The following is a 25,025-nucleotide window of genomic DNA, read 5'->3' as shown; positions in this document are numbered from 1 at the left end:
TTTACAGAAGCTCTTTTTTAAAAATTATAGAGATGCTGATAACTTTATATCTTATTTGCTTCTTTTAATACTGCTAATAAGTATTCCCATGTCTTAATAGTAGACGGAATGCTCAGGTGTTCATCAGGTGTATGAACGTCGTACATATCGGGCCCGAGCGAAATGGCGTCTAATCCAGGGATTTTTTCTAGGAAAATACCGCATTCAATTCCAGCATGGATGGCGATGATCTCCGCCTCTTCCCCATGCTTTTCTTTGTAAACCTTTTTACATAATTCACGAATTTTTGAATCTCCATTGTACGCCCATTCAGGGTAATTACCTTTTGTTTCAACTATTCCTCCGACTACTTGAGCAAGTATGTGCACTTGACTTACTATTTTTTCTTTTAAGCTTTTTACTGAGCTGCGGATTTCATTTTGAAAAACAATCTCAGACTCTGTCGTCGTAATCACACCTAAGTTGGTAGAAGATTCTACTAATCCTTCGATATTCATACTCATGCTTTGAACGCCGTTTGGTGTTAGCATAATAGCTTGTACGATTCGTTCTGTCGTTTCTTTTGTAAAACATTTCTTAACGGAAGAAGATTTGTTTATTTTTACATATACGCTCGGATCAGCCGCTTGTAATTCATTTTTTACTATTTCGTTCCACTCACGAATCTTATTTTCTAGCTTTCCTACCTCAGAAGGCTCAACTGATAGAATTGCTTCTGATTCACGGGGAATCGCATTTGATTTTAATCCTCCACTAATGCTGCTTAAAGAATAGGGAAGTTCTTGTTGTAAATCATATAAAACTCTCCCTAGCAGTTTATTAGCGTTTCCTCTTTCTTTGTCAATTTCCATTCCAGAATGTCCGCCGCGCAATCCACCGATGCTTAAGCTATATGTTTCTGAGTTATCGGAAGACGATTCCCAGTTTACGGGAATACGAAGCACGCCTTTTACCCCGCCTGCGCTGCTGACAAGCAGCTTTCCATCTTCTTCTGTATCAAGGTTAATAAAGATTTTCCCTTCAAAATGAGCTGGATTTACAGCAATGGCTCCGCCCATAGTTGTTTCTTCCTCAGTAGTAATGACTACTTCAAGAGAGGGGTGAGCTATATCATGAGCATCTAGTAAAGCCAGTGCATATGCAACGGCAATCCCGTTGTCAGCTCCTAGCGTAGTACCATTTGCATAAAGCATATCTTCCACAATTCGCAGTTGAAGCGGATCTTTTTCGAAATCATGCACAGTTCCTTTATTTAACTCGCATACCATGTCCATATGTCCTTGCAAAATGATGGCTGGAGCATGTTCATACCCTTTAGCTGCCGGCTTTTTAATAATTACATTTAAAGTCTCGTCTTGTATAACTTCAAGGCTTCTTTCTTTTGCAAAAGAAACTAAATAGTCACTAATTTTCTTTTCATTTCCAGATTCTCTAGGAATAGCTGAAATTTCGTTAAAAAAATAAAAAACCGGATGTTTAATTAATTCATTTACTGTTTGCACCATATGTATCATCCTTTCTAATCTGTAGGCTTTTTTATCATACTATTTATCTTTACAGGAGAAATAGTATAAGGCTTCTTTTATGTATAGCCTAGTTATATTTTAACGTTGATTAACTCGATAGAATAGATATAACATAAAAAAGCATAAAGGAGACCATTAGACTCCTTTATGCTTTTAATGATTTATTCTTTTTATTGAGCCGTATATCCGCCGTCCATTACTACCGCTTGACCAGTTACATCTTTTGCTTTATTACTCGCCAAGAAAATAGCATAGTCAGCAATTTCGCTCACGTCTAGTAATCTTTTTTGAGGGACTAAAGGATAAATAACTTCTTCAAGCACGCTCTCTAATGGTACGTTTCTTGTTTTAGCTAAACCATCTAACTGACCTCTCACTAGTGGTGTATCCACATAGCCAGGACAAAGTGCATTCACCGTAATACCGTGTGCTGCGCCTTCAAGAGCAGCTACTTTTGTTAGCCCAATTACACCGTGTTTAGCACTGTTATAAGCTGCTTTGCCCGCAAAACCGATTAAACCGTTGATAGAAGAAACGTTAATAATACGTCCGAACCCTTGTTTTTTCATAATCGGAAACGCGTGCTTAATCGCCATAAATGGAGCTGTTAGCATAATTTTAATCATTAACTCATATTTTTCAGTTGGAAACTCTTCAATTGGAGAAACATGCTGCAAGCCAGCGTTATTAATGAACGTGTGAACCGCTCCAAAATGTGCGTTTGCTGTTTCAATTAAATGTTTGATTTCTTCTTCTTTTGTTACATCAGCTTTGATACCAAGCGCTTCAAATCCAGCTTCACGAAGATTTTGTGCTGCAGCTTCTACAGCAGCTTGATCAATATCGGATAACACAATTTTTCCGCCGTTTTCTGCGAATCGTTTACCTATTTCAAACCCAATTCCTCTTGCTGCTCCTGTGATTACAATTACTTGATTTTCAACCATGTGTATTCTCCTCCTGTTTTTAAATAATACCGGCTGCCGCTAATGTGACTCCTGCAAATAAAGCGATTGTCGGGATGATAAATGCAACAACAAATACGTCTTTATACGTTTCTTTATGCCGAAGACCAGTTACGGCTAATAGCGTTAACAACGCACCGTTATGCGGTAAAATAGATGCACCTGACGCAACACTTGCAATACGGTGAAGAGCACCGGCACTTAAATTCGTCGTTTGAGACAAGTGATACCACGTATCTCCTAATGCTTGAAGCGCAATACCCATACCACCGGATGCTGAACCCGTGATCATCGCTAGCACTTGAACGCTTAACGCTTCTGAAACGAGCGGATTACTCGAAATGTTTAGCAACACATGCGTGACATCTTTAAACTCTGGAACTGCTGTAATAACCGAGCCAAAACCTACTGCTGCACTCGTGTTAATAACAGCCATCACGGATCCTTTTGCTCCTTCATTTATAGAAGAAATAAATGTCTTATAGTGTTTAAAATTAATAAGTAAAATAGAAAAAATACCAATTAATAACGAAACGATAGGCTCCCATTTTAAAACGTTTAATGTCACGACAACGACAATCAGCGGTAAAATAGCTAATATTACATTCATCGAGTCCTGCTCTTCACTCGCTGCGACTGATGGTCCATTAGGCTCGGTAAACCCTTGATTTTTAGCTTTTAATTTTTTATCGCGATAAGCTAACCAGAAATATCCTCCCACCGCCATAATAAGACCTGAGACAATTCCAATAATCGAACCCGACATTGCATTGGTTTTAAATGTAGCAGTCGGGATCAGATTTTGAATTTGTGGTGTACCTGGAATCGCTGTCATTGTAAACGTAAATGCTCCGAGTGCAATGGTTGCTGGGAGTAAATTTCGCGATACGTTAGCTTCTCGAAATAGCGCGATTGCTAAAGGATAAATCGCAAAAACAACAACGAATAGACTCACTCCGCCGTATGTCAAAATGGCTGAAGCAATCAGTACCCCTAAAATGGCTCTTTTACTTCCAAATAATTTAGCAATACGCTGCGCCAACGATTTAGCTGCGCCTGTATCTTCCATTAGTTTTCCAAAGACGGCTCCTAATAAAAAGATGGGGAACCATTTTGCAGCAAAATCTACAAACCCTCCCATATACACATCTGTATAAGTAGGCAGTACTTTTAAACCGCTAAAATAAGCAACGAACGTAGCTACAACAGGTGCCACCCAGATAATAGACCATCCTAGATAAGCAAAAAACATCAACAATAACAATCCTACAATAATAACCACACGGTAACCTCCTTTCCTTTTAATACATATACATAATGGATTATTTCACAACACAACAAGTTTACACCCGTTAGTTTTATAAATAAAATAAATAAAAGGAAGCAAAACTATGAATAAAAGTCGTAGTTTATTTAAAAATTCACCCTCAATTATTTTTTTCCTATAATTTTACTCTGAGTAGAAGCTATAAAATACACTTCCTTCCTTTTTCCTGGTACAAGCTAAGTTTTTTTCTGTCACATCCCGCTTTCTTCCTTTATTTTCTTTTCTTTTATAAGTTTTTCCGAACATATAGATGGGTATTTGAATGTTATGACACAGAAAAAGAGGCGATCTTATGCTACATTTCATAACAGACTTACTGAAACAATTTGGAATTTGGGGACTTTTAAGCGGACTGGCCATTGAGGCTTCCTCCCTGCCGTTTCCTGGTTCTCTTCTCACCCTTACCTACGGATACTTATTAAACATGCACATAGTGAAATTATTATTAATCGCTCTTGCAGGAAGCGCCGTTTATACAGCTTTTAGCTTTATACCGTATGGAATAGGCTATAAATTAGAGGATAAGGTAAAGAAAAAATTATCAAAAAAGAAAAAAGCATTTGAAAAATCACAAAAATGGTTTAAAAAATGCGGATTATGGAGTATTGCGATTGCCCGTCCTTTAGGGCTCGGAAACTACATTTCCTACCTTTCAGGGCTATCTAAAGTGAAGCCTATGCCGTTTGCTCTGCTTACATTTCTTGGTATCTTTCCTTTGAATATTGCCATGCTTTGGTTAGGACAAATCGGAAACTTTAAGTCCATTCAATCTTTTATCTCAGATGCACAAACCTATATTTTAATTGCAGCGGTGGTGGCTGTATGCGGATTTTTAATTTATAAGTTCTATTTTAAAAAAAGCAGCTGCAGCGAACAGTCTAGTTCAACGTAAGGGTATAAAAAAAGACCCTTCAGGGTCTTTTTTTATCAAATAGAAATAACACCTAAAATTAATGCAGCTATTGTCATCACTGCCGTAGTTCCTAGCGCCCACTTAATTAAAAAGCGTTGCAAATCACTAAATTCAATTCCTACCATTCCAATTAATAAGTGAGCTGCTGCTACCAAGGGACTTATCACATGAACAGGTTGTCCTAAGATAGCAGCTCTTCCAATTTCAGCTGCGCTAATGCCATAGCTTTCGGCAGCTTGAGCAATAATCGGCAATACGCCAAAATAAAAGGCATTATTAGACATAAAAAATGTAAAAGGAGCACTTAAAAATGCTACTACAACTGGCAAAAAAGGGCCCATTGCATCTGGGATTATTCCTACAAGTGTATTTGCCATAGCATCAATCATCTTTGTTCCAGACATAATTCCTGTAAAAATACCTGCTGCAATAACAATTGAAACGACGGCTACCGCATTATTTGCATGAGACGAAATTCGCTGCTGTTGATCTTTGATGTTTGGATAATTTATTAATAATGCAATAGCAAACGCTACCATGAACAAAAGCATCAGCGACATAAAGTCCATAATTAAGCACACCATAAGACTAACGGTAAGGAGGAAATTAAACCATACTAACTTAGGACGTCGATAGTCTGAATGTTGCGCTGTTCCCTCTAATTCATGTGCATGTGCAATTTCATTTGCAGAATGTTTAATATTGATAACTCCTAACCTTTTTCTTTCCCTTCTTCCAAGGACAATAGAAACAAACAGCACCCATAGAAGCCCAAAACCCATTACAGGTATTAAAGGCAAAAACAACTGAGACGAATCTAAATTTAATGAACTCATAGCCATAGCAGAAGCACCTCCCCACGGAGTCATATTCATTACTCCCATAGATAGCATCGCAACTCCTGCTAGGATAAGCGGATTCATTTCTAGGCGTTTATATAATGGAAGCAAAGAAGAGACCGTTATCATATAGGTAGTAGTTCCATCGCCATCTAAAGCAACCATCATTGAAAGAACAGCAGTTCCGACGACGATTTTTAGAGGATCTCCTTTTACAACCTTTAAAATGAATGAAACGAGAGGGTCAAACAATCCTGAATCAATCATTAATCCAAAATATAAAATAGCAAACAAAATCATAATAGCTGTAGGAGCAATATCTTTTACACCCTCTAGCATCATAGGTCCCATTCCACTAGCAAAACCACCTATTAAACCAAATATAATTGGAATAATGATAAGAGCAACCATTGGGGTAAGTCGTTTTGACATAATTAAATACATGAATACTGCAACCATTAAAAATCCTAATAAAGAAAGCACGGATATTTTTCCTCCTTTTTTTTGGTAACGTTTTCATTTTTTTGTTTGCTACACGTTACTAAAAAGGTATCACTTGTTAAAGCAGGTTCATAGATAACTACCATAAGTTTAATATCTTTTATAAAATTAATTCTTTTCATTTTTTTCATGCATCATTTCTACATAAAAACGAGATAGCGGTTCTTTGTCCGCTATCTCGTTTTTATGCAAGATTAGTTACTCGGTATTTCCGCTCAGGCCTCCCTACACTTCCATACACTATTTCCACCTGCATTTCTTTACAAGACACTAAATACTCTAAGTACCTTCTCATTGTTGAATAACTGATACCTACTAGTTGAGCAAACTCATCTACATTCAAGCTCTGCTGAACTTCGCGAACTTTATCTCTTACTAAACGAAGAGTATGTTTATCAATCCCCTTAGGAAATTCTGTTACTGCAGCCGCTGATTGAGTGGGGCGGTTATGACATGTTCTAAATAAATGGTCTATTTTGTCTTGGTTAATCATTTTATTTTCGGTTAATTCTATTCTAGTAGACTGATAATGTTTTAAAGTAGATAAAAATTTATCAATAATTACAGGTTTCACCAAATAACCAAATGCTCCTCCTCTTATTGCTTCCCCTACTGTTTCAACATCATTGGCTGCCGTTATTAAAATAATATCGATTCCTCGATACTTCTTTCTGATTTCCCATAGCAGTTCCACTCCGTTGATATCCGGTAAAAAGACATCTAATAAAATTAATTGCGGCGTAAATATTGTTAGTAATTCTAAAGCCTGTTCTCCAGATCCTGCTGTCGCAACAACAGCGAAATGCTCTAGTTTCTTAGTAAACTGTTCATAAATTTGTGCAGCTGTAGAATCATCTTCTATAATCATGACATTAATTTGATTTTCAGTCATATCGATTCTTCCTTTTCATTATTTAATAGCTTTGGGATAACTAATGTAAATCTTGCTCCTTGTAACATACTTTTGCTTATGTAGAGTTCACCTTTAAGCAGCTCTACAGATCTTTTAACAATAGTCAATCCAATTCCGTGATTTTCACCTTTTTTCGTTGTGTAACCATCTATAAAAATCATATTTTCTACTTCTTTTGATATCCCTTGTCCATTGTCTTCAACTTCAAAAATCAGGTCATTTCCTACATCTGTAAAAGATACCAGCACGTTCCCTTTATGTTCTCGCACAGCCTCGAGCGCATTATCAATTAAATTCCCCAAGATAGAAACAACGTTTTTCGCGTCTTCGATATCTAAAGTACTTGTTAAGTTACTATCTTGGTCAATTTCTAAAGTAACATCTAATTCTTTCGAACGATTGATCTTTCCAAGTAAGCATGCCGCAATCAAAGGATCCTTTACAGAAGACATTAAAAAAGAAATAATATCTTGGCGTTCCTTTACCTCTGATGAAATCATTTGCATGACATGCTCATACTTCTTTAACTTTAACAATCCATAAATCACGTTCAGCTTATTTAAAAATTCATGATTTTGAGCACGTAAATTATCAGAAAAAATTTTAATTTTAGAAATCTCTTCTGTCAATTCTTCAATTTGAGATAAAGTTCTTATAGTAAGGACGATACCCTGCACTTCTTTTTTTCTTACAATAGGAGATAAATCTAAAATATACTGCTGACCATCTAGTACAAGGGACTGGTTAGAATACACCCGCTGCTTTTCTATCGCTTGATCAATTAGCTGTCCTAAACGGGCGTTCTTTATCTCTCCTCCTATTTGAAGATGACCAAATAGTTCTCTAGCCCTTCTGTTCATCGACGTTACATATTTTTCAACATTTACAGTAACAGTAGCATCTCGAATAGATTCAAGGGTAGCCTCCTTTTCTTTAAAAAGAAAGGAAATCTCCTCCGGTTCCAGTCCAAATATTAGTCTTTTTACCCGCCTTGCAATGAAAAAAGCTCCAAATGCTCCAATAAGAAAAGGAATACAGGACAATTTAATAATTTTTATTCTATAATCATTAATCTGTTTTTCTATATTGCTTACAAGAAACCCTACTGACGAAACGCCTATTACGTTTCCTCGGCTATCCCATATGGGGGTCTTGGCTTTAATTGCAAATCCTGAAATTCCTTTTCCTTTGTAAATAATGGATTGATGCTCCTTTAAAGAAGCTTCGTTGCTTGTTTTGGTATGTTTTCCAATATAGCTACTATTGGGATGAGAATAGCGGATTCCTTTATCATTAGCTATGGTGACGTAATCTGCCCCAGTGGTTTTTCTGATTTTTTCTGCAACAGGTTGGATGTGCTCAGAAGGATTTTTATTCTTAAAAGCTTTTACAATCATTTTGTCTTCAGAGGCTAATTTTGCTACTGTCATAGCTTGCTTACCTACATATTTTTCAACAATTTCATCTATCATTGCAGAAAATAAAATGCATACAAGGACGGTACTCACAAGAATAACTACCGTAATAAGTAATGTAATTTGGGCAAGTAAGCTAGGTCTTCTATTCACATTTAGAGAACGCATACATTCCTCCTTTTAATGAAATGAAATTTCGGCTGTTGTTTCAAGTGTAGCATAAAAGAAAAAAAGTTTAGCACCCAACTTCAAATGTTTATAAATAGACTTCTAAAGGGAAAAATAAATCGAATAAACGCTTGACTTAAAGTATACTTTAACAATTATAATCAATTCGAAAACTTCGAAAATGGAGGAATCAACATGAAATATACAGTAATCACTGGCGCAAGTTCAGGAATTGGATATGAAACAGCTTTAGCTTTTGCAGCACGTGGAAAAAATCTTATATTGGCTGCACGTAGAGAGGACAAGCTAGAAGAGTTTTAAAAAAAAATTGAAGAACTGAACCAAGATGTAAATGTTATTGTCCAGTCGGTTGATTTATCCGTGGCAGAAAATGCTCATATGTTTTATAAGTCACTCAAAGAGTATGAATTAGAAACTTGGATTAACAATGCTGGATTCGGAAACTTTGCTTCTGTCGGTGAACAAAAATTAACTAAAATTGAAACAATGCTTCATTTAAATATCGAAGCCTTAACCATTCTTTCTTCTCTATTTGTAAGAGATTATGAAAACGTTGAAGGTACACAGCTTATTAATGTCTCTTCTCGAGGAGGCTACACCATTGTTGCTGATGCAGTCACTTATTGCGCAACAAAATTCTACGTAAGTGCATTTACAGAAGGTCTTTCTCAAGAATTAAAAGGAAGAGGAGCAAAAATGCAGGCTAAAGTTCTAGCTCCGGCGGCTACTGAAACAGAATTTGCACAGCGTTCGATGGATATGAGTGATTTTGAATACGAAGGACGAGTACCTAAGTTTCATACGTCAAAAGAAATGGCTGCTTTTATGCTGGACCTTTATGATAGCAATAAAACGGTAGGACTTGTAGATGGAGTGACTTACGAATTTCAGTTAAAAGATCCTATCTATCCATACGCAGACAGAGCGACAAGCTCAGATTCTTAAACAGAAAACACCCTTCAAAGGGTGTTTTTTTATGGCCGTTTAAATGAGTAACTATCTTGTTTATGTAATGAAGATGCTTAAAGATAATCTTTTCCTATTTATCTTTCCACGCTTTACTTCCTAATTTTTGTTTTGCTTTTTGTACATACTAACCGAACGGAGGTGAAGAAAATGGGTACAAAAAAATCTGCTAACCGCGGTCAAGTAGCTCCTGGAGTTAACCCTCAAGGACACGGAAAAGATGTTGAATTTTCAACAGAACCTAAAAGTGAACTTGAAAACAAAGCGAAAAAGTCAAATACAAAAATTTAATTAACAAGGAGAAGACTACTCTTCTCCTCTCTTCCTCTTAATTACTTTTTCGAAAACGAAACTCCCCAGATTGTTGACTCCTTTCTGCTTCTTATAAAACTGCCTCAATAGTATAAAAAAGTATACTATACAACAAAAATGTGCGTACTTGTTAGAATGATTTATATGATTTATGATAAATCTGCAAACGGATTTATGACAAATTGTATGTTAACTGACTGTTAATTGTAAGCTATACAGGGTATAGATTACTCTGAACATTTCATCACTAAATATTTTTTACAGAAAGGTTGTTTACACATGAACAATACAGATAAAAAACAAGAAATTTTAGACGCATTTAACTTTCGTCATGCTACAAAAGAGTTTGATCCAACGAAGAAAATTTCCGATGAAGATTTCCAATTCATTTTAGAAACAGGGCGCTTATCTCCAAGCTCAGTAGGTTATGAGCCGTGGAAGTTTTTAGTCGTTGAAAATAAAGATTTAAAAGAAAAATTAAAAGCTGTTTCTTGGGGAGCACAAGGTCAAATTCCTACAGCAAGTCATTTTGTTATTATTCTTTCTCGTACAGACGCAAGATATGACTCTGAATATGTGTTGAATCTTCAAAAAAACGTAAAAGAAATGCCGGATGATGTATTAGAGACATTAATGCCTCGTTATAAAGATTTCCAAGAAAATGATTTTCACTTGTTCGAAAGCAAGCGAGCACTATTTGATTGGGCTAGCAAACAATCTTATATTGCACTAGCTAATATGATGACATCAGCTGCTCAAATTGGTATTGATTCTTGTCCGATTGAAGGATTTAACTATGACCAAGTACATGAAATTCTAAAAGAAGAAGGATTACTAGAAGACGGTAAGTTTGATATTTCCGTTATGGTTGCGTTCGGCTACCGAATTCATGAACCTAAACGAGGAAAAACGAGAAGAAGTATGGATCAAGTTGTACAGTGGATAAAATAATAACAAAAAAAGAAGGGCTGACAGCAATGTCACTCCTTCTTTTTTATATCTTTATATGCTGCTATAAAGGCGGCAGGATCGGTGTGTATGGTATAAGCGAACATCCCTTGATTTGTATGTAAGTATAAAAAGCCGCTTTCTTTTGAAACGCGTTTGTAAGAGATGTCAAATATGCTGTTAATGTAAAAGTAATCATTCTCTGTTTGAATATTATCAGTATATAAGCACATGTCTTTTGAATGCTGAATCGTCACCTTTTGTGTTCGTTTTATTTTTCTTTCAACGTATGTATAAGAAATCATAGAAATAATGCTCATAGTACCGCTCAAACCCCTTCCTCATGAATGTTTTTCTTTTAAAAGCCAAAACACCTTGTTAACAACAACTCTATCACTTACCAAAAAACAATTCCAGAAATACTCTTTCTGGAATTGTTTTCAAGAGTGCTGCTCTTTATTTTCTTCGCCTTTGCAAAAATCGATATTACTGTTTGTCATAGAGGCAATAGCAGGAGAGCCGTTTCCAAACGAAAAACAAGCTCCTACCGATTTTGTATTTGCCGTGTGACTATTTTGTACAACACAGCCTACGCCTACGTTCGCATTATCTTTTAACCCGTTAGTCACGATATTTTCAATGTTAATAATACAGCCCATTTAAACACCTCTTTCGTTTCTATTAACGTATGTCATCTCTGCATATATGTATAGGATGTTCGCCTATTAATGATAAGTTGTTTGCTACAAAATAGAAAAAAAAGAATCTTCGTATACCCTTTAAGCAGAGAAGACACTAAAATGATGTCTTCTCCTTAAGTGAATTTAACTTTTTACAGCTTTTCCCCAGTCTGATGCAAATTTTTCAATTCCTTGCTCTGTTAACGGGTGTTTTACTAATTGTTCAATTACGGCATACGGAATTGTAGCAATATGAGCCCCAGCAAGAGCTACTCGTGTGACGTGATCTGGGTGTCTGACTGACGCTGCTATAATTTGTGAGTCAATGTGTTGAATTCGAAATAGCTCTGCAATTCGAGATACCAGATAAACACCGTCTTCTGAAATATCGTCTAAGCGTCCTAAAAATGGCGATACGTAGGTGGCACCGGCACGAGCTGCTAGAAGCGCTTGATTCACTGTAAAAATTAACGTTACGTTTGTTTTTACGCCTTTTTTAGCTAGATAACGGGTTGCTTCCAATCCAGCAATGGTCATAGGAAGTTTAATCGTTATATTTTTGTCTCCTGCATTAATTTTTATAAGCTCTTCTGCTTGAGCAATCATGTCATCTGCTGTTACTGTGTCGGGCGTGACTTCTGCTGAAACGGATTCTACTTCCGGGACGGTTTTTAAAATTTCTTCGATGCGATCTTCAAACTTTACGCCTTCTTTAGCTACTAGCGAAGGGTTTGTGGTAACACCTGATAATACCCCAATTTTATATGCTTTTTTAATATCTTCTAGATTAGCTGTATCAATAAAAAATTTCATCATGTATTCCTCCACTCGTTATGGTAAAAACAGCTTTTCAGGGGCGTTTTTGCATGACTTTATGTTCAAATGGAATTGCCCTCTTCATATTGTCTTCATAAAATAAAATTTATTTCCTTTCAAATGCTGTATGTTTTTCTCCAAGTTTTCCCTTCCTTAAATTCATCGGAATAACTTTTATTTGCATGTATCATACTAATAGTGTTGAAAAACCCCTCATATACTCCACTAAAAAACCTTCAGCATTTATGCTGAAGGTTGAGATACATTCTATTCTTAATTTTTTAGTCCTCTATAGCGAGCTGTTTTTAATTCTTGAACGTAGGGTTCAAAGTCCGGCATCTCTACAGCTCTCGCCAATTCGATAGCCTTTTCAATATCGTATGGAATACGTACAAATTGAATAGAAAATGCTGAAGGACTTTCGTCTTGATCCTTTCCTTCTAAGATAAGATAGGAAGCTTGTGGTAAATCAAGCGGGTTTCCTACACTTCCTACATTGCATAGCGTTTTCCCTTTAATATGTTGAATAAATGCATTATGTACATCTCCGTAACAGATAACATCCGGCTCTCTTGATCCTTTTATATTTTCCGTATATTCCGTATTAACAAATAGACTAAGGCGCTTTTCAAGTGAATCCCAGGGTTGAATTCGGTCATAAAGACTTCTAGGTGAAGCGTGAAACATTCTAATTAATTTTCCGCTCATCATAAACTCAACGGAAAAAGGAAGTTCCTTTAAGTATGCCTCTTGGGCTGAACTTAACTTCTTCTGATGCCATTTCAACGCTTCGAATTCCGCAGGCTTTGTAATGAAGTCATCCCAGTTTCCCATTACTGTTACTTCGCACTTTTCTTTTATGATATCAATCGCTTTACTTGAATCCGGTCCTTTTCCTACTAAATCACCTAGACAAATGATGCGATGGATATCTCGCTGTTGTATGTCGGCTAAAACTGCTTCTAATGCAGGAAGATTTCCATGGATATCTGAAATAACAGCAATTTTGTCCATTGATTCCTCCACTCCTTTTTCATATGTATGTATTCAATTCTTTTCTTTATTATAACATTTTATAATAAGACCGTTTACTAAAACGAGTCCTCTTCATTTAACAAACAACGGTATAATTCGAATGGACATAAAAGGGAGGAATAAAAAGTGGATTTTATAGATCAAGAAGAAATCTGTCTTCCTTATTTATTAACATAAAATAAAGGAGTACTGTAATATATTTATACGAGTACTCCTTTATTGGTAGTAAGGTAGTATAGGAAGTCGTAAGATACCTCATTTATCTTGCGACTTTTGGTTTATAACTTATTGAACACCAACTGCGTCAAATGACTTGCCTACTGAAATTACTTCTTGAGAGCCTGAACCGTATAGATCAGCAGCAGCTTGTACTAAACCTGCACGCGCTTGGCTAAACGTTGTAGACTGAGTGAAGTATAGCGTATTGGCACGGTAATAAATTTTTCCTAGCTTATCGCCGCCGATGCCTGTTACAGTAACCCCGTAATGCGTTCCTCCGTTAGCTAGCAAGTAGGCAGCTTTGTTGATAATACCACTGTTTGTATGAACTCCGCCGTTGTCACTAGAACCTGTATAGCGCTTTGAATAATGATCTGGATCTCCATATTTTGCTGGGTTGCTCATTGAACGAAGGGCATCACCGCTTGTTCCAGGCGTATAAATATCTTCTCCAATTTCCCAATCTGGATTGCGGTTGTCATAGTATTCTACCAATGTTCCGAAAATATCGGAAATCGCTTCGTTTAATGCACCTGATTCATATTGATAGATTAAATTAGAACTTCTTTCTGTGACCGCATGCGTCAATTCATGTCCGATAACATCTAATCCTCCTGATAGCGGAACAAACGTATATCCATCTCCATCTCCATATACCATTTGAGAGCCATTCCAAAACGCATTGTTGTAGCCGCTGCTATAATGAACAGTCGATTTTAGCGGAGCTCCTGCATTGTCATAGGAGTTGCGGTTAAATTTGTTTTTATAATAATCATATGTCACGCCTGCATAATAGTGGGCATCTACCGCAGCTGCATCTCGGCTCGCATTGTAGGTATTATCCGTGTCTGCCCATAGTGTACCTGGAAGAGATGTACGATTTTTTGCATCGTACGTATAGATTGTGGCCCCTCTTGTATTATCTTGTAAGTAGTAAGTAGAACTAGATAACGTTGTCTTTAAGGATTTAGTATCTCCAAGCACTCCTTTACCTGAGCCAATAGCATTTGTGCCTGTTACAGGTTTCGCTGCCGGCTTTGCCGCTTGCTTCACGTCGGCTTTTGGACCAGCTACGGAATCAATCGTATTGTACTTATCTAGCACTTTACCGCTAAGAGCATCAACAAAGTAATAATAGTTGCCTGGTTCAGGATTTAAGAAATTTAAATTTACTACATAAGCATATGTAGTGTCTGAACCATTTTGATAAACATACAATTCAGATGAAGGGGATTTTTCATACGTCGGTTTAAAGCCTAAATCTTTTTCAGCTGCTTGAATCGCCTTTTTGCTGTTAACTTGCTTTTGTCCTTTTAGCTTTTCCTTTTTATCTAAATCAGGAGCTACTGTACCTGACACAACTTTTAAGGTTCCATCTTCCGCTACGTGTGCTAATTGAGTAGATCCCCAAACAGGAATATTATTATATACCTGCTGCAAGCGTACAACGGTTGCTTGTTCAACGGGATCTTTCACTACTTCTGTCACTTTAAATGAGTTTTGAGCATTTTCGTTTCCTAATTTATATTTGTCTTTATTTGTATTCATATAGTGAAATACGACGTCTTGAGCTTTCTGTGATGATGGGCCTGAAAGCTTTCCAGAAATAAACTCAGGAGATTTAATTTCTTTGTTATACTTTTCGGTTGAAAGTACATTATTTGGCGCGGCACTGCTCGTATGTGCAAAAGCAAATGATGAAGAAAGGATACCAACTGATAATAATACCTTTAAAGCCTGTTTTTTCTTTTTCATAGTTTTTTCTCCCTATCCCTAGTAAATTTAATTACCGCAATTTTTCTGTTAATTGTGATAATTAGCAACATTATAGCAACTAAAAATTACTACGTCTATATATTATTTTAATATTCCTATTATTATGGAAATTGAGAATAAACCTTTTACAATAAGTCTTTTTTACCTATTTAAACTATATGAAAATCATTTATGTTGATTTTCATACAAGTAAAATAATTATTCTAGTCAGCTGATAAAAACTAGCGGCCTACGGAGTATTATTCGGTCTTACTATCAGTCCTGAGAAGCATTTTACAAAAATTACTTATAAGGAAAATTATAAATTTCAGACCGTTTTTGAGGCTTAAATCTACTCTTTCTCTTCATTTTTTTATTTTTTTAATCTATTAATTAAATTTTTTGTATGTTTTTTATGTACATGCACAACATTATTTTATTATAGTACTGCCCTTCTTATGAACATAAAAAAGCACGAATCTACTAAAATCTTTGTAAATCCGTGCTTTTTCTGTTTATTTCAAGCATGTACAACCAACGATAACTAATAAAACAAATAGTACAACGATTAATGCAAAACCGCCACCGTAACTACCGTAGCCATAACCACCGCCGTAACCCCAGTTGTAAAATCCCATTTCACTTCACCTCCGTAGCCTGTTTACTCTATAGCATATGTACAGGCTAGAAAAAATGCTCGCCCATTTATTGCCCTTTTATGACGATAAAAAAGAGGCTGAGACATAACGAAATCACTCCAATCAACCGCTAGAAGCAACCAGCTAGATTAAACCCATGTTCACCATAACAATAAAAAAATCCGAACGATGAATCGTTCGGATCTTCCTTCAACTAAAATACTTTTGTCACAGCCTCTTTTAAGATAACAAATATTAACTTATTTACTTTTAGAAGCTTGTTCTTTAAAGCGAAGTATGTAATACGGAACAATACAGATAACCGCCAAAACAAGAGCCGTTAAACTGACTATGCGGGGATTATTAAGCCCAAAAGAATAGTCTCCAAAAGAGGCTCCAATCGCAATAATAGCAAAAATAATATACAGAATACGAAATATGTTAATCCACTTTTTCTGTTTAATCGTAACCACTCCTTTGCTTATTTTACTCCAACATAGAATATTATAACTTTACTAAACAACTTGTTGCAAAATTTCTTCTCCCTTTAACTGATTACCTTTTATTCTAACGGTAAACAAATCTCCGCACTCGTCCCTTTGTTTACTTCACTTTCAATACTAAGAGTCCCTTTATGCTGTTGGATAATATTAAAGCAGATCATTAACTCGCAAGATTCGCCCTTCTAAATCAGTTATAATAACCGCATCCATGTGATGATTAATAAAAGACTCCAGCTGTTCTTTCGTATATTCTAGTTATTTTTTCATTATTCTGGCAAAAAAGAATCTTCTTCATCCTTACATGAATCTGATCCAGCATAAGCAGCTTCTTCTGCTACAGCGTAAAATTTACGATAAAATTCTATCATCGCTACGGCTACTCCCAGTCCGAGAATTCCGAACACTAAATATTCTACTTCGCTATAAAACGGCGACTGAATAGATGTATTCCAGAAGTAATTTGTCAGTAAGACATGAACGATAAAATGAATAAAGAAACAAAGAAGAGATTGTTTTAATAAAGAAAACTGCTTTTTATATCGAATAAGAGGAAGGGAAAACAAAAAGGTAAAAATTAAAATTAAGATAGTCAGTAACCAATGACTTTCTAAATAGATACTGCACACAGCCATAGTGATACCCTCAACTGCACCGGCTCTATAACCAAAGTATAGAACGGTCAAAATAAGAGGAAGAAAACGTAAATCATATGTAATCTGTTGATACGCAACGCTATACACCATAAGAATAGCAGAAACAATACTTGCATAAATACCACTCATCCATTTGTATTTATGGGCTAGACGCTGTAACAAAAATATTCGTATCGCAATCATAATACTGACAAAAAACGAAAAAATACATAAGTTAACAAATAATCCGCTACTTATCACTCCTTCTATTCCTCCTTTACTTGCAAATATGCGTAAAATAATTTTATATAGAGAGTGTAACATGAATAAGCGCTGCTATTTATAAAATTAATAAAAAAACTAGTCTCGCCCTAGGCAAGACTAGTTTTTTTATTATCTATGCTGATCCTGATACATAGGTCCTTCTGAAAGCATATTGCTTTCAGAAACGTACGTAGGATCTGAATGCGCATCTTTATTTAGGCTAGCATTTACCTGCTGTTTTTTAGATAAACTTGAAAGTTTTACTTTGGCACTTCGAACAAGTCCTTTTACTTTTCGTCGTTTCGCAGCATCGCTTAATATATAAGACGTAATGCCGACTCCTACCGTTGATAGCGTAATACCTGATATCAATGCTTTTTGTTTTCGTTTTCTCATAATAGCTCCTTCCTTGTACCTTTTTGAATCTTACAGTAACTTTTCCCCCTCAGGTAATCTCTCAAACCAGATTATTCAGATTATTCACTTCTTTAACAAGACGCGTCAGTGTGTCCGCTCCTGCTATCCCATCTGAAAAAAGGCCATATCGATTCTGAAATTTTTTCACTGCAACGATTAATTCATCTCCATAGAAACCGTCTGCTCCAAACTTCGGAAGAGAAAAACCTAGTGCAAGTAAATTTTGCTGAATTTGTTTGACTCCTAAGCCTCTGTCACCTTTGGAATACACAAAGGGTCCTTTTGTATTATTCGTCATAGAGAGGTTCGCCGTAACTTCTTTAAAAAATGAGCAGTCCATTTCATTTATATCCACATTTGTAGAAATTCCTTTTACTCTGCCAGAATCCGTATACTGAAACATTGCCCATCGCTGCCACTGAATTAGCTCACCAGGGTGCTGCATACCGCCTTGTCTGTTGGCTGCACTATATCTTGCTACCCACAAAGGATACTTACTTATTTCATTTGTAAAAAAAGTTTTAGCAAAATGATAGTTCGTATATACGATAGGCTTAATCCCTGTTGTTTTGTGAACATGCTCGAGCCAGCTTACGGCAAAGCGAGAAACAAATTCTTTGGGCTTTTTCTTATCTTCTTCTAGATCCAAACATGGCGGAAGGTCTAGTTTCATTTGCCCAAGCTGAGCAATAAAAAAAGCAGCTTCTTTTTCCGGACTATTTGTACAGTGAGCATAATGATAAAACCCTACTCTCAAGCCCGCATTTTTAGCACCTATATAATTTTCATAGGATCTAGGGTCTACAAAAGTTCCGCCTTCTGTTAACTTTATATACACCCCTTTTACTGAGGTGTTTTTTATTTCTTTCCAATTAATGATTCCTTGATGATGAGAAACGTCGAGAATAATAGGATTATTTGAATGTCGCCTTTGCATAGTTTTCACCTCTTTTGCTAGCTTCCTTATGTATACGACGAATCTCTCAAAACCCCTGTTTTTTCCGGATCCTGATATTCTTTTATAACAATGTGTAAAACGTTGCTCATTTGAATGGCTAAATAAGCTTCGTGTTTTTTGTCATAATAACGATACCATCCTTGTGTATGAATAATAGATTCTTCAAGCTCTTTTACATTTTCTGATTCAACCAATGTACTGATTGATTTTTCATTCCCAAAATAAAACTTCACTTCGTACGTCACTTGAATCCCTCCTTTATAAACAAGTAAATACCCTAATTTTATGTAGTTGAATCTAGAACAAGGAAGTGTAAAAATTCTTTTAATCCGCATTTTCTTTTTATGTGTTTATTTAGAACAATGTTTATTTTATTAAAAACAAGAAGCCAAGCAGCTCAGAATGCTTGGCTTCTTGTTTTTATTTTGATGGATGAATCATATTAGCAGGATTTACCCATTGCTCAAATTGTTCTTCTGTCAGAAGGCCCGTTTTGACCGCTGCTTCTTTTAATGTCGTTCCTTCTTGATGAGCCAGCTTGGCGATTTTAGCCGCATTTTCATAACCTATGTGCGGATTTAACGCTGTTACAAGCATAAGAGAATTTTCTAGATTATGCTGAATCTTTTCTTTGTTGGGTTCAATTCCTACTGCGCATTTATCGTTAAAAGCCTGCATGGAATCTGTCAGCAATCTGACTGATTGTAAAAAATTATAAATAATAACTGGCTTGAATACATTTAATTCAAAGTTTCCTTGACTAGCCGCAATACCAATCGTCACGTCATTCCCAAGCACTTGTGCAGAAACCATTGTTAGAGCTTCACTTTGAGTTGGATTTACTTTTCCAGGCATAATAGAACTTCCTGGTTCGTTAGCAGGAATCGTAATTTCGCCTAGTCCGCTCCGAGGACCGCTTGCCAGCCAGCGTACGTCATTGGCGATTTTCATTAAGTCAGCTGCTAAGGCTTTGAGTGCACCGTGGGCATAAACCACTTGATCGTGACTTGTTAATGCATGAAATTTATTAGGTGCTGAGATAAATGTTTTCCCAAGCGTGCTGCTGATTTCTTTCGCTACTTCATCGCCGAAGTCAGGATGTGCATTTATCCCCGTCCCAACAGCTGTACCGCCAATAGCTAGCTCCTTCATATACTCTACGCTTTGTTTAATCATTTCTTCATTCTTTTCGAGCATATGATGCCATCCGCTAATTTCTTGTCCTAGTGTTAGCGGTGTAGCATCTTGTAAATGGGTTCTTCCTATTTTAATAATATCTTTAAACTGCTCTTGCTTCGCAGCGAACGTTTCTTTTAATGTTTTTAGAGCAGGCAATAATTGATCTTCGACTTCTAGTACAGCTGCAATATGAAGAGCTGTAGGAAAAGTATCGTTAGAGCTTTGTGACATATTGACATCATCATTTGGATGGAGCGTTTCGTCGCCATTTATTAGCTGGTTTCCCCGGCGGGAAATCACTTCATTTACATTCATGTTTGATTGCGTTCCGCTTCCTGTCTGCCATACCACTAAAGGAAAATGTTCATTCCATTTCCCTTCAATAATTTCGTTAGCAGCTTGTACGATGGCTTCCGATTTCCCTGATGATAGTTTGCCTAGTTTATGATTACTAATAGCCGCACTTTTCTTCAAAACCGCAAAAGCGCGTATTACTTCAATCGGCATTTTTTCAATCCCTATTGGAAAATTTTCTTTACTTCTTTGCGTTTGCGCTCCCCATAGTTTATCTTCTGCCACTTTGATTTCTCCAATTGAATCTCTTTCGATACGATAGCTCATAGTTAGAACTCCTTTTCAATATTTTCTTTACCTATTAGTATTGATTATATGGATGAATTTCATGACATAATAACAATTATTCACTGTTGAAAATTCCCTTTATTTTATTTTTTAAACGGCATTAAACACTTTGATTATTTAGCTCATAGTTTATTTTGATTTTCTAACATAAAAAAAGATCCGAAGAGTACGCTCTTCAGATCTTTTTTGAATACGTCTAATTTCACTTATGAATCCATACAGCACCAGCTGAATTGTCTTTTGCTTCACCAATTACGTCTAATTTTAATCCGTTTTGAGGAAGCAAGCGGCCTGCATCTTTAATTCTTTCATCTAAATACGATTTTTTGTCGTTGAAACTTGTAACTCCATTTGATTCTTTAGATGAAATAGTTCCCCACGTTTTATGAGAATATGACCAAGCAGGTGATTTATCAAATGAGAACGCCGCGTCTGCAATTTGATATCGGCTTGAATTTGCTGTAGTGCTAATCCCATTGACATTAAAGTAAAGAACTTTATGAGCATGTGAATCAACTACACCAAGGAATCCTTCACCTGGATGTTGTCCTACCCAGTTATCAAGATAGCTTTCATCTGCGTACCAAAGCAGCATGCCTGTATTATATTTTGCACCGCGCGCGAATTGAAGTGCTTTATCGCTGCCTGCATAGTTTCTCCACTCAAGGTAATAATAGTTGTCTTTATAGCTGATGCCATTTGTCTTTTCAAATCCATCTAACGTTACTTTTGGCGCTCCTTCAGCATCGTCCGTAAATACCGTTTTTCCATCTACTACTAAACTGGCATTATCAAGCGCAAATCCTTGAAGAGCAAGTCCTCCGTCTGTTACGTATTCAAATTGAAGCTTGATTTTTTTACCTAAAACCTTCGTTAAGTCATAGCTTTTATCTTCCCAGTTTCCGCCGGAAGTTTCAGCAGAACCGTCTGCATTATTCGCTTTATCACCAATTGTATCTAACAGAACTTTTGAACCGTCAGGAAGAATCGCATTTACATATAAATAATCGTATTCTGCCTCTACTTCATAGAACGCTTTATAATTGAACGTCGCTGTTTTGGCCGTTGTTAAATCAAACTCTGGCGTCGTCATTGTCGTATGCAGATCGTCTCCGCGTTTACTGTAGTAGTAATTGCTTCCAAACTCAGGCTTAATCCCTTGAACAGCTTTTTTAGGTAAATTAATCTTCACAATACCCGGTCGTTTAGATTTTGTCACGCTTTGATCAACCACGCTCACAGATCCGGATTTTGTAATGTTTTTGCTGTCGATTTGTTGAATATTTGCCCAGTTTCCACCCATATTTGCTTGGAAAAACTCTTTATTTTGCGGGGAGAAACTTGTCGGTTCTGTTCCAGCTACTTCACCAGCCCAGCTCCCTCCGCTCATAATTGACCAAACGCCTACCGGCTCACCTTGACCCGTATACTGTGTATCATACTCATCCGGCAAACCTAAATCATGGCCAAATTCATGAGCAAAAACGCCAACTGCTCCGTCTTCTGGCTCAATTGTATAATCATAAGCAGCCATGTTTGTTCCAGGAACTTTATATACTTGTCCCAAAGTAGAGCGATGAGACCAGATAGCATCGTTTCCTAGTTTACCTCCACCTGCTTCTTGCCCAGTTCCAGCATGAATGACCATTAAGTGGTCCACTATGCCGTCAGGCTCATTGCGGTTGCCATCTCCATCGATATCATATTGATCGAACTGATCATAATCTGAAAGGTTAATGCCGCTTTTTGCTGCTGCAGCAAGCGCTTCTTTTACAAGATTACGAGGCCCTTTAGATCCAGGCGCATTATCGTTTCCTCCCGCTGGATTGTCTGCTCCGTATTCTTTTGCGTTTCCAGGTACAGTTAACCAGTCAGAAACCGTTCCATCTACTGTGTAACTACCTCCAGACTGTTCTTCATAATATTGTTTAAACGTTTTAATTTTCTTTCCGTTAAACAGCGTAAAGTCTTTCTTTCCAAACATTAATTGCTGATAGTGGTTTCGGTTAAAATCTTTTGCATACATGTAACCAGGTTCTTGAATGACATTGTTATGCTTAAAGTCTGCGTATTCGACTAAAAGAACAAGAACTTTATCTTTTCTCACTTGTCCTTTATATTTTGCCTGAGCTGCAGGTTTAACGTTTACCCCGTTCCCCGAATTGTTTCCTTGAGACTTAATATTAGCAAATTCGCCTCGTTGAAACTTTTCTTTTTGTTTTGTTTGCATTTCTTTAGCTTTCAAATCAATTTTGCTAGCTTTATGTCCCTTCATACTCTCTTTATGTGCATCTTTTTTGTTTATGTAAGAAGCAACGGCTTTCTTCACTTCTTGCGGTGTTGCACTTTGAGAAATAACTCCTTGGTTTTTCAGTGCGTTAGCCAATCTTTCTTCCGGTACTGTATTCATATCAATTGGTGAACTCGGAAGTTCCTCCGATTGTGCGGTTTTAGCTGAAGCAGTACTTCCATTCATAAGTACTGGCCCCACTCCGCTTAATGTAACAGTTGTGGCAAGAAAAGATGTCCCCAAAATCTTTTTCCAGCTTTTCAAGTAAACCCCTCCATTTTAGAATTTTCAAACTATTAGCAAGATTTATTTTATATTCTAAAACTAGGAAGGTCAACTACATTTTACTATATTATTAAAATTTTTTGATTCTAGTAGATAATGTAAAATAGTTTTATAGTATGTAACTATTTTTCTTTTCCTGACAATTAAAATGTCTGATAAACCCTTCTTACGTATGCAAATTCCATGCCAAATCGATAACCAAAACTAAAAATATATGAAGCGTATTTTTTTAGGAAATTAGAACCATCTTTTCCGTATTACTATTATATAAAAACAAAAAATTCCCCATTATGGGTACAGAAAAATAAAAAAAATCACCTCTCAATAGACGAGAAGCGATAATCTCTGTATGCAAGTAAATTTAAGAATGTTCTTTTTGACGCTGCAGCAAGATATGATAGAGCGACATGCTCCAAATAGACATATTACGCGCTGCGATTTCATAAGGTTTTTCATCAATTTTAAACAAGAAATTCCCTTCATAACTCACGGATTTCCCTTTCTTTTCCAGCTCTTGTTTAACAGCTTCAATCCATTCTACTGCATTCGTATAATGTTTGTTCAAACGAACTTTAATAGTTTGATTCCTGTAATGAATAAAAGATGTAATTCCCCAAAAAATTAAGACAAGAAAAAGTACCATATACAGCAATTGCATGATAACGATCCCCTTCTTCCTTCATTTCATTATTTTCAATGAAGACTTAATTTAGATGAGTAAATATTACTATTCTCCTTTCCTATCGTCATCTCCTTTAAAAAAGTAAATTCCTTTTCCATGTAGGCGTATAAAATAAATCCATGTATGTACGTACTTGCTCATCTTTTTTACTAACGTTTTCTGTTAAAAAATGATAAGCTAATAGAATGATAAATAGAAAGGGAGGGCGACGAGTTGTCAACTGAACAAGTGAAATTAGCAGCCGTTTTAGATGTTGAAACAACGGGATTGAGTGCTCAAACATGCGATATTATCGAACTAGCCATTGCTGTTGTTTCTTATGATTCTTCTACCAGAGAAATAATCGACATTGTAGAAGAATATGAAGAATTTAATATGCCTTCAACTCCCATTTTCCCGTATATTACAAACTTAACGGGAATTACAAATGAGATGGTCAAAAATAAAACATTAGACGATAAAAAAGTGGAATCGCTGTTAACTAGCGTTTCGGCTATCATCGCTCATAATGCTTCTTTCGATCGCAGTTTTCTTTTAAAACGGTATCCATCTTTATTTAACCAAAAATGGCACTGCTCTATGCGTGCTGTCAAATGGAAAGAGTACGGCTTTCCTAATAAAAAACTAACAACGCTTCTTGATCATCATAATATTGAGAGAGAGCACGCTCATAGAGCTATGGATGACGTGAAAGGAACCATTGACTTGCTAAGACAGCAAAATCCTAGCGGAGAGCCCTATTTTTCTGAAGTATTAAAAAAAGCAATGAGCAAACCTAAAAAAACAGCGGCTTCCACTCGTTTTTAACTCAACAAAAAAAAGCGCAGCTTCTGCGCTTTTTTATTTTTATTCGCATATTTCTTAAGTGTTGAGTTATATGTTTGAGGAGTATGATTGGAAACAGCGAGGCTGTAAACGCACCGGAAGAAAAAGAAAAGTGCCTGCTTTCAAGCAAAAAAGCCGCGGAGGAACAAACTGAACAGCTGGTGTTTACCCACATATACGAAATCAGCTGAATTTCTAATAATCTGGGAGATTTTAATTATACTTCTCTTACCTTTTGGTTTTGAAGATCGTGATGCGTTTGTTCTAGTTCACTTAAATTCAATTCGTACAAATGTCTCCCGTCTTCTGCTTTAAAGTAACCCGATTCAATAATTTGATTCATTAAAAGATCTTTCTTTTGCTCAAATGCTTTTTCAGATGTCATGTTATC

General features: G+C 36.3%; 25 protein-coding genes and 2 pseudogenes. 6 read left to right on the top strand and 21 right to left on the bottom strand.

The window, feature by feature from the left end:
* Positions 1 to 44: 44 nt before the first annotated feature.
* From ACN6NE_RS23065 to ACN6NE_RS23055, 3 genes are all read right to left on the bottom strand, one after another.
* Positions 45 to 1,505: an aminoacyl-histidine dipeptidase gene (locus ACN6NE_RS23065; RefSeq protein WP_129709170.1), complete on the bottom strand. Its 1,461-nt coding sequence runs from the start codon at positions 1,503 to 1,505 to the stop codon at positions 45 to 47.
* 191 nt (positions 1,506 to 1,696) lie between these two features.
* Positions 1,697 to 2,473 carry a 3-hydroxybutyrate dehydrogenase gene (locus ACN6NE_RS23060; RefSeq protein ID WP_474327442.1) on the bottom strand — a complete coding sequence of 259 codons (777 nt, stop codon included), beginning with the start codon at positions 2,471 to 2,473 and terminating at the stop codon, positions 1,697 to 1,699.
* 19 nt (positions 2,474 to 2,492) lie between these two features.
* On the bottom strand, positions 2,493 to 3,773 hold the full coding sequence (locus tag ACN6NE_RS23055) for a GntP family permease (RefSeq protein WP_474327440.1): 1,281 nt from the start codon (positions 3,771 to 3,773) through the stop codon (positions 2,493 to 2,495).
* A gap of 337 nt (positions 3,774 to 4,110) precedes the next feature.
* Between ACN6NE_RS23055 and ACN6NE_RS23050 the strand changes: the two genes are divergently transcribed.
* The gene (locus ACN6NE_RS23050) at positions 4,111 to 4,710 is read left to right on the top strand and encodes a DedA family protein (RefSeq protein WP_014460120.1); all 600 of its coding nucleotides are present in this window, start codon (positions 4,111 to 4,113) and stop codon (positions 4,708 to 4,710) included.
* A 35-nt stretch (positions 4,711 to 4,745) separates the two neighbouring features.
* Here ACN6NE_RS23050 and ACN6NE_RS23045 read toward each other — a convergent pair whose 3' ends face one another.
* The 3 genes from ACN6NE_RS23045 to ACN6NE_RS23035 form a co-directional block, all read right to left on the bottom strand.
* Entirely contained in the window at positions 4,746 to 6,053 is a 1,308-nt protein-coding gene (locus tag ACN6NE_RS23045) for a CitMHS family transporter (RefSeq protein ID WP_129709164.1), read from the bottom strand.
* Between the two features lie 202 nt (positions 6,054 to 6,255).
* The gene (locus ACN6NE_RS23040; RefSeq protein ID WP_474327437.1) at positions 6,256 to 6,963 is read right to left on the bottom strand and encodes a response regulator; all 708 of its coding nucleotides are present in this window, start codon (positions 6,961 to 6,963) and stop codon (positions 6,256 to 6,258) included.
* Positions 6,960 to 8,567: an ATP-binding protein gene (locus ACN6NE_RS23035; protein WP_129709158.1), complete on the bottom strand. Its 1,608-nt coding sequence runs from the start codon at positions 8,565 to 8,567 to the stop codon at positions 6,960 to 6,962. Before ACN6NE_RS23035 ends, ACN6NE_RS23040 begins: the two co-directional genes overlap by 4 nt.
* A gap of 195 nt (positions 8,568 to 8,762) precedes the next feature.
* On the opposite strand from ACN6NE_RS23035, the pseudogene ACN6NE_RS23030 reads away from it, so the two are divergent.
* The 3 genes and pseudogenes from ACN6NE_RS23030 (at position 8,763) to ACN6NE_RS23020 (ending at position 10,817) form a co-directional block, all read left to right on the top strand.
* Positions 8,763 to 9,533: pseudogene (locus tag ACN6NE_RS23030) on the top strand (SDR family NAD(P)-dependent oxidoreductase).
* Between the two features lie 171 nt (positions 9,534 to 9,704).
* On the top strand, positions 9,705 to 9,845 hold the full coding sequence (gene sspL / locus ACN6NE_RS23025) for a small, acid-soluble spore protein L (protein WP_013057030.1): 141 nt from the start codon (positions 9,705 to 9,707) through the stop codon (positions 9,843 to 9,845).
* A 300-nt stretch (positions 9,846 to 10,145) separates the two neighbouring features.
* Positions 10,146 to 10,817 (top strand): NAD(P)H-dependent oxidoreductase, encoded by a 672-nt coding sequence (locus ACN6NE_RS23020; RefSeq protein ID WP_116516258.1) that lies wholly within the window; start codon positions 10,146 to 10,148, stop codon positions 10,815 to 10,817.
* Between the two features lie 29 nt (positions 10,818 to 10,846).
* On the opposite strand, the gene ACN6NE_RS23015 is transcribed toward ACN6NE_RS23020, so the two are convergent.
* From ACN6NE_RS23015 to ACN6NE_RS22950, 14 genes and pseudogenes are all read right to left on the bottom strand, one after another.
* Positions 10,847 to 11,134: a C-type lectin-like domain-containing protein gene (locus tag ACN6NE_RS23015; RefSeq protein WP_474327434.1), complete on the bottom strand. Its 288-nt coding sequence runs from the start codon at positions 11,132 to 11,134 to the stop codon at positions 10,847 to 10,849.
* A 120-nt stretch (positions 11,135 to 11,254) separates the two neighbouring features.
* Positions 11,255 to 11,473, bottom strand: coding sequence for a spore germination protein (locus ACN6NE_RS23010; protein ID WP_129709155.1), 219 nt, complete (start codon positions 11,471 to 11,473; stop codon positions 11,255 to 11,257).
* A 165-nt stretch (positions 11,474 to 11,638) separates the two neighbouring features.
* On the bottom strand, positions 11,639 to 12,307 hold the full coding sequence (gene fsa, locus ACN6NE_RS23005; protein WP_474327753.1) for a fructose-6-phosphate aldolase: 669 nt from the start codon (positions 12,305 to 12,307) through the stop codon (positions 11,639 to 11,641).
* A gap of 276 nt (positions 12,308 to 12,583) precedes the next feature.
* Positions 12,584 to 13,324, bottom strand: a complete 741-nt coding sequence (locus ACN6NE_RS23000; RefSeq protein ID WP_098578800.1) for a metallophosphoesterase family protein — start codon at positions 13,322 to 13,324, stop codon at positions 12,584 to 12,586.
* Positions 13,325 to 13,630: 306 nt separating this feature from the next.
* Positions 13,631 to 15,229 (bottom strand): annotated as a pseudogene (locus tag ACN6NE_RS22995) (M4 family metallopeptidase); the annotation flags it as partial.
* A gap of 605 nt (positions 15,230 to 15,834) precedes the next feature.
* On the bottom strand, positions 15,835 to 15,957 hold the full coding sequence (locus tag ACN6NE_RS22990; RefSeq protein ID WP_474327431.1) for a YjcZ family sporulation protein: 123 nt from the start codon (positions 15,955 to 15,957) through the stop codon (positions 15,835 to 15,837).
* Between the two features lie 260 nt (positions 15,958 to 16,217).
* Positions 16,218 to 16,430 (bottom strand): hypothetical protein, encoded by a 213-nt coding sequence (locus tag ACN6NE_RS22985; protein WP_013083131.1) that lies wholly within the window; start codon positions 16,428 to 16,430, stop codon positions 16,218 to 16,220.
* Between the two features lie 296 nt (positions 16,431 to 16,726).
* A complete protein-coding gene (locus ACN6NE_RS22980; protein ID WP_240702675.1) occupies positions 16,727 to 17,353 on the bottom strand; it encodes a LytS/YhcK type 5TM receptor domain-containing protein in 627 nt (208 codons plus the stop codon).
* 132 nt (positions 17,354 to 17,485) lie between these two features.
* Positions 17,486 to 17,752 carry a hypothetical protein gene (locus ACN6NE_RS22975; RefSeq protein ID WP_474327429.1) on the bottom strand — a complete coding sequence of 89 codons (267 nt, stop codon included), beginning with the start codon at positions 17,750 to 17,752 and terminating at the stop codon, positions 17,486 to 17,488.
* A 61-nt stretch (positions 17,753 to 17,813) separates the two neighbouring features.
* A complete protein-coding gene (locus ACN6NE_RS22970; protein WP_474327427.1) occupies positions 17,814 to 18,710 on the bottom strand; it encodes a GH25 family lysozyme in 897 nt (298 codons plus the stop codon).
* A gap of 26 nt (positions 18,711 to 18,736) precedes the next feature.
* On the bottom strand, positions 18,737 to 18,976 hold the full coding sequence (locus tag ACN6NE_RS22965) for a hypothetical protein (protein WP_013057019.1): 240 nt from the start codon (positions 18,974 to 18,976) through the stop codon (positions 18,737 to 18,739).
* A gap of 175 nt (positions 18,977 to 19,151) precedes the next feature.
* Positions 19,152 to 20,531: a class II fumarate hydratase gene (fumC, locus tag ACN6NE_RS22960; protein ID WP_129709146.1), complete on the bottom strand. Its 1,380-nt coding sequence runs from the start codon at positions 20,529 to 20,531 to the stop codon at positions 19,152 to 19,154.
* A gap of 223 nt (positions 20,532 to 20,754) precedes the next feature.
* Positions 20,755 to 23,106: an immune inhibitor A domain-containing protein gene (locus ACN6NE_RS22955; protein WP_474327425.1), complete on the bottom strand. Its 2,352-nt coding sequence runs from the start codon at positions 23,104 to 23,106 to the stop codon at positions 20,755 to 20,757.
* Positions 23,107 to 23,488: 382 nt separating this feature from the next.
* Positions 23,489 to 23,785, bottom strand: coding sequence for a hypothetical protein (locus ACN6NE_RS22950; RefSeq protein ID WP_474327423.1), 297 nt, complete (start codon positions 23,783 to 23,785; stop codon positions 23,489 to 23,491).
* Between the two features lie 237 nt (positions 23,786 to 24,022).
* Between ACN6NE_RS22950 and ACN6NE_RS22945 the strand changes: the two genes are divergently transcribed.
* Positions 24,023 to 24,616, top strand: a complete 594-nt coding sequence (locus tag ACN6NE_RS22945) for an exonuclease domain-containing protein (RefSeq protein WP_129709137.1) — start codon at positions 24,023 to 24,025, stop codon at positions 24,614 to 24,616.
* Between the two features lie 83 nt (positions 24,617 to 24,699).
* Entirely contained in the window at positions 24,700 to 24,825 is a 126-nt protein-coding gene (locus ACN6NE_RS22940; RefSeq protein ID WP_276319810.1) for a hypothetical protein, read from the top strand.
* Positions 24,826 to 24,851: 26 nt separating this feature from the next.
* Here the strand turns inward: ACN6NE_RS22940 and ACN6NE_RS22935 are convergent, their stop codons facing one another.
* On the bottom strand, positions 24,852 to 25,019 hold the full coding sequence (locus tag ACN6NE_RS22935) for a Fur-regulated basic protein FbpA (protein ID WP_014460141.1): 168 nt from the start codon (positions 25,017 to 25,019) through the stop codon (positions 24,852 to 24,854).
* Positions 25,020 to 25,025: the final 6 nt, after the last annotated feature.

The organism is Priestia sp. 53B2 (assembly GCF_056099005.1).
This window is presented reverse-complemented; position numbering and strand designations above follow the sequence as displayed.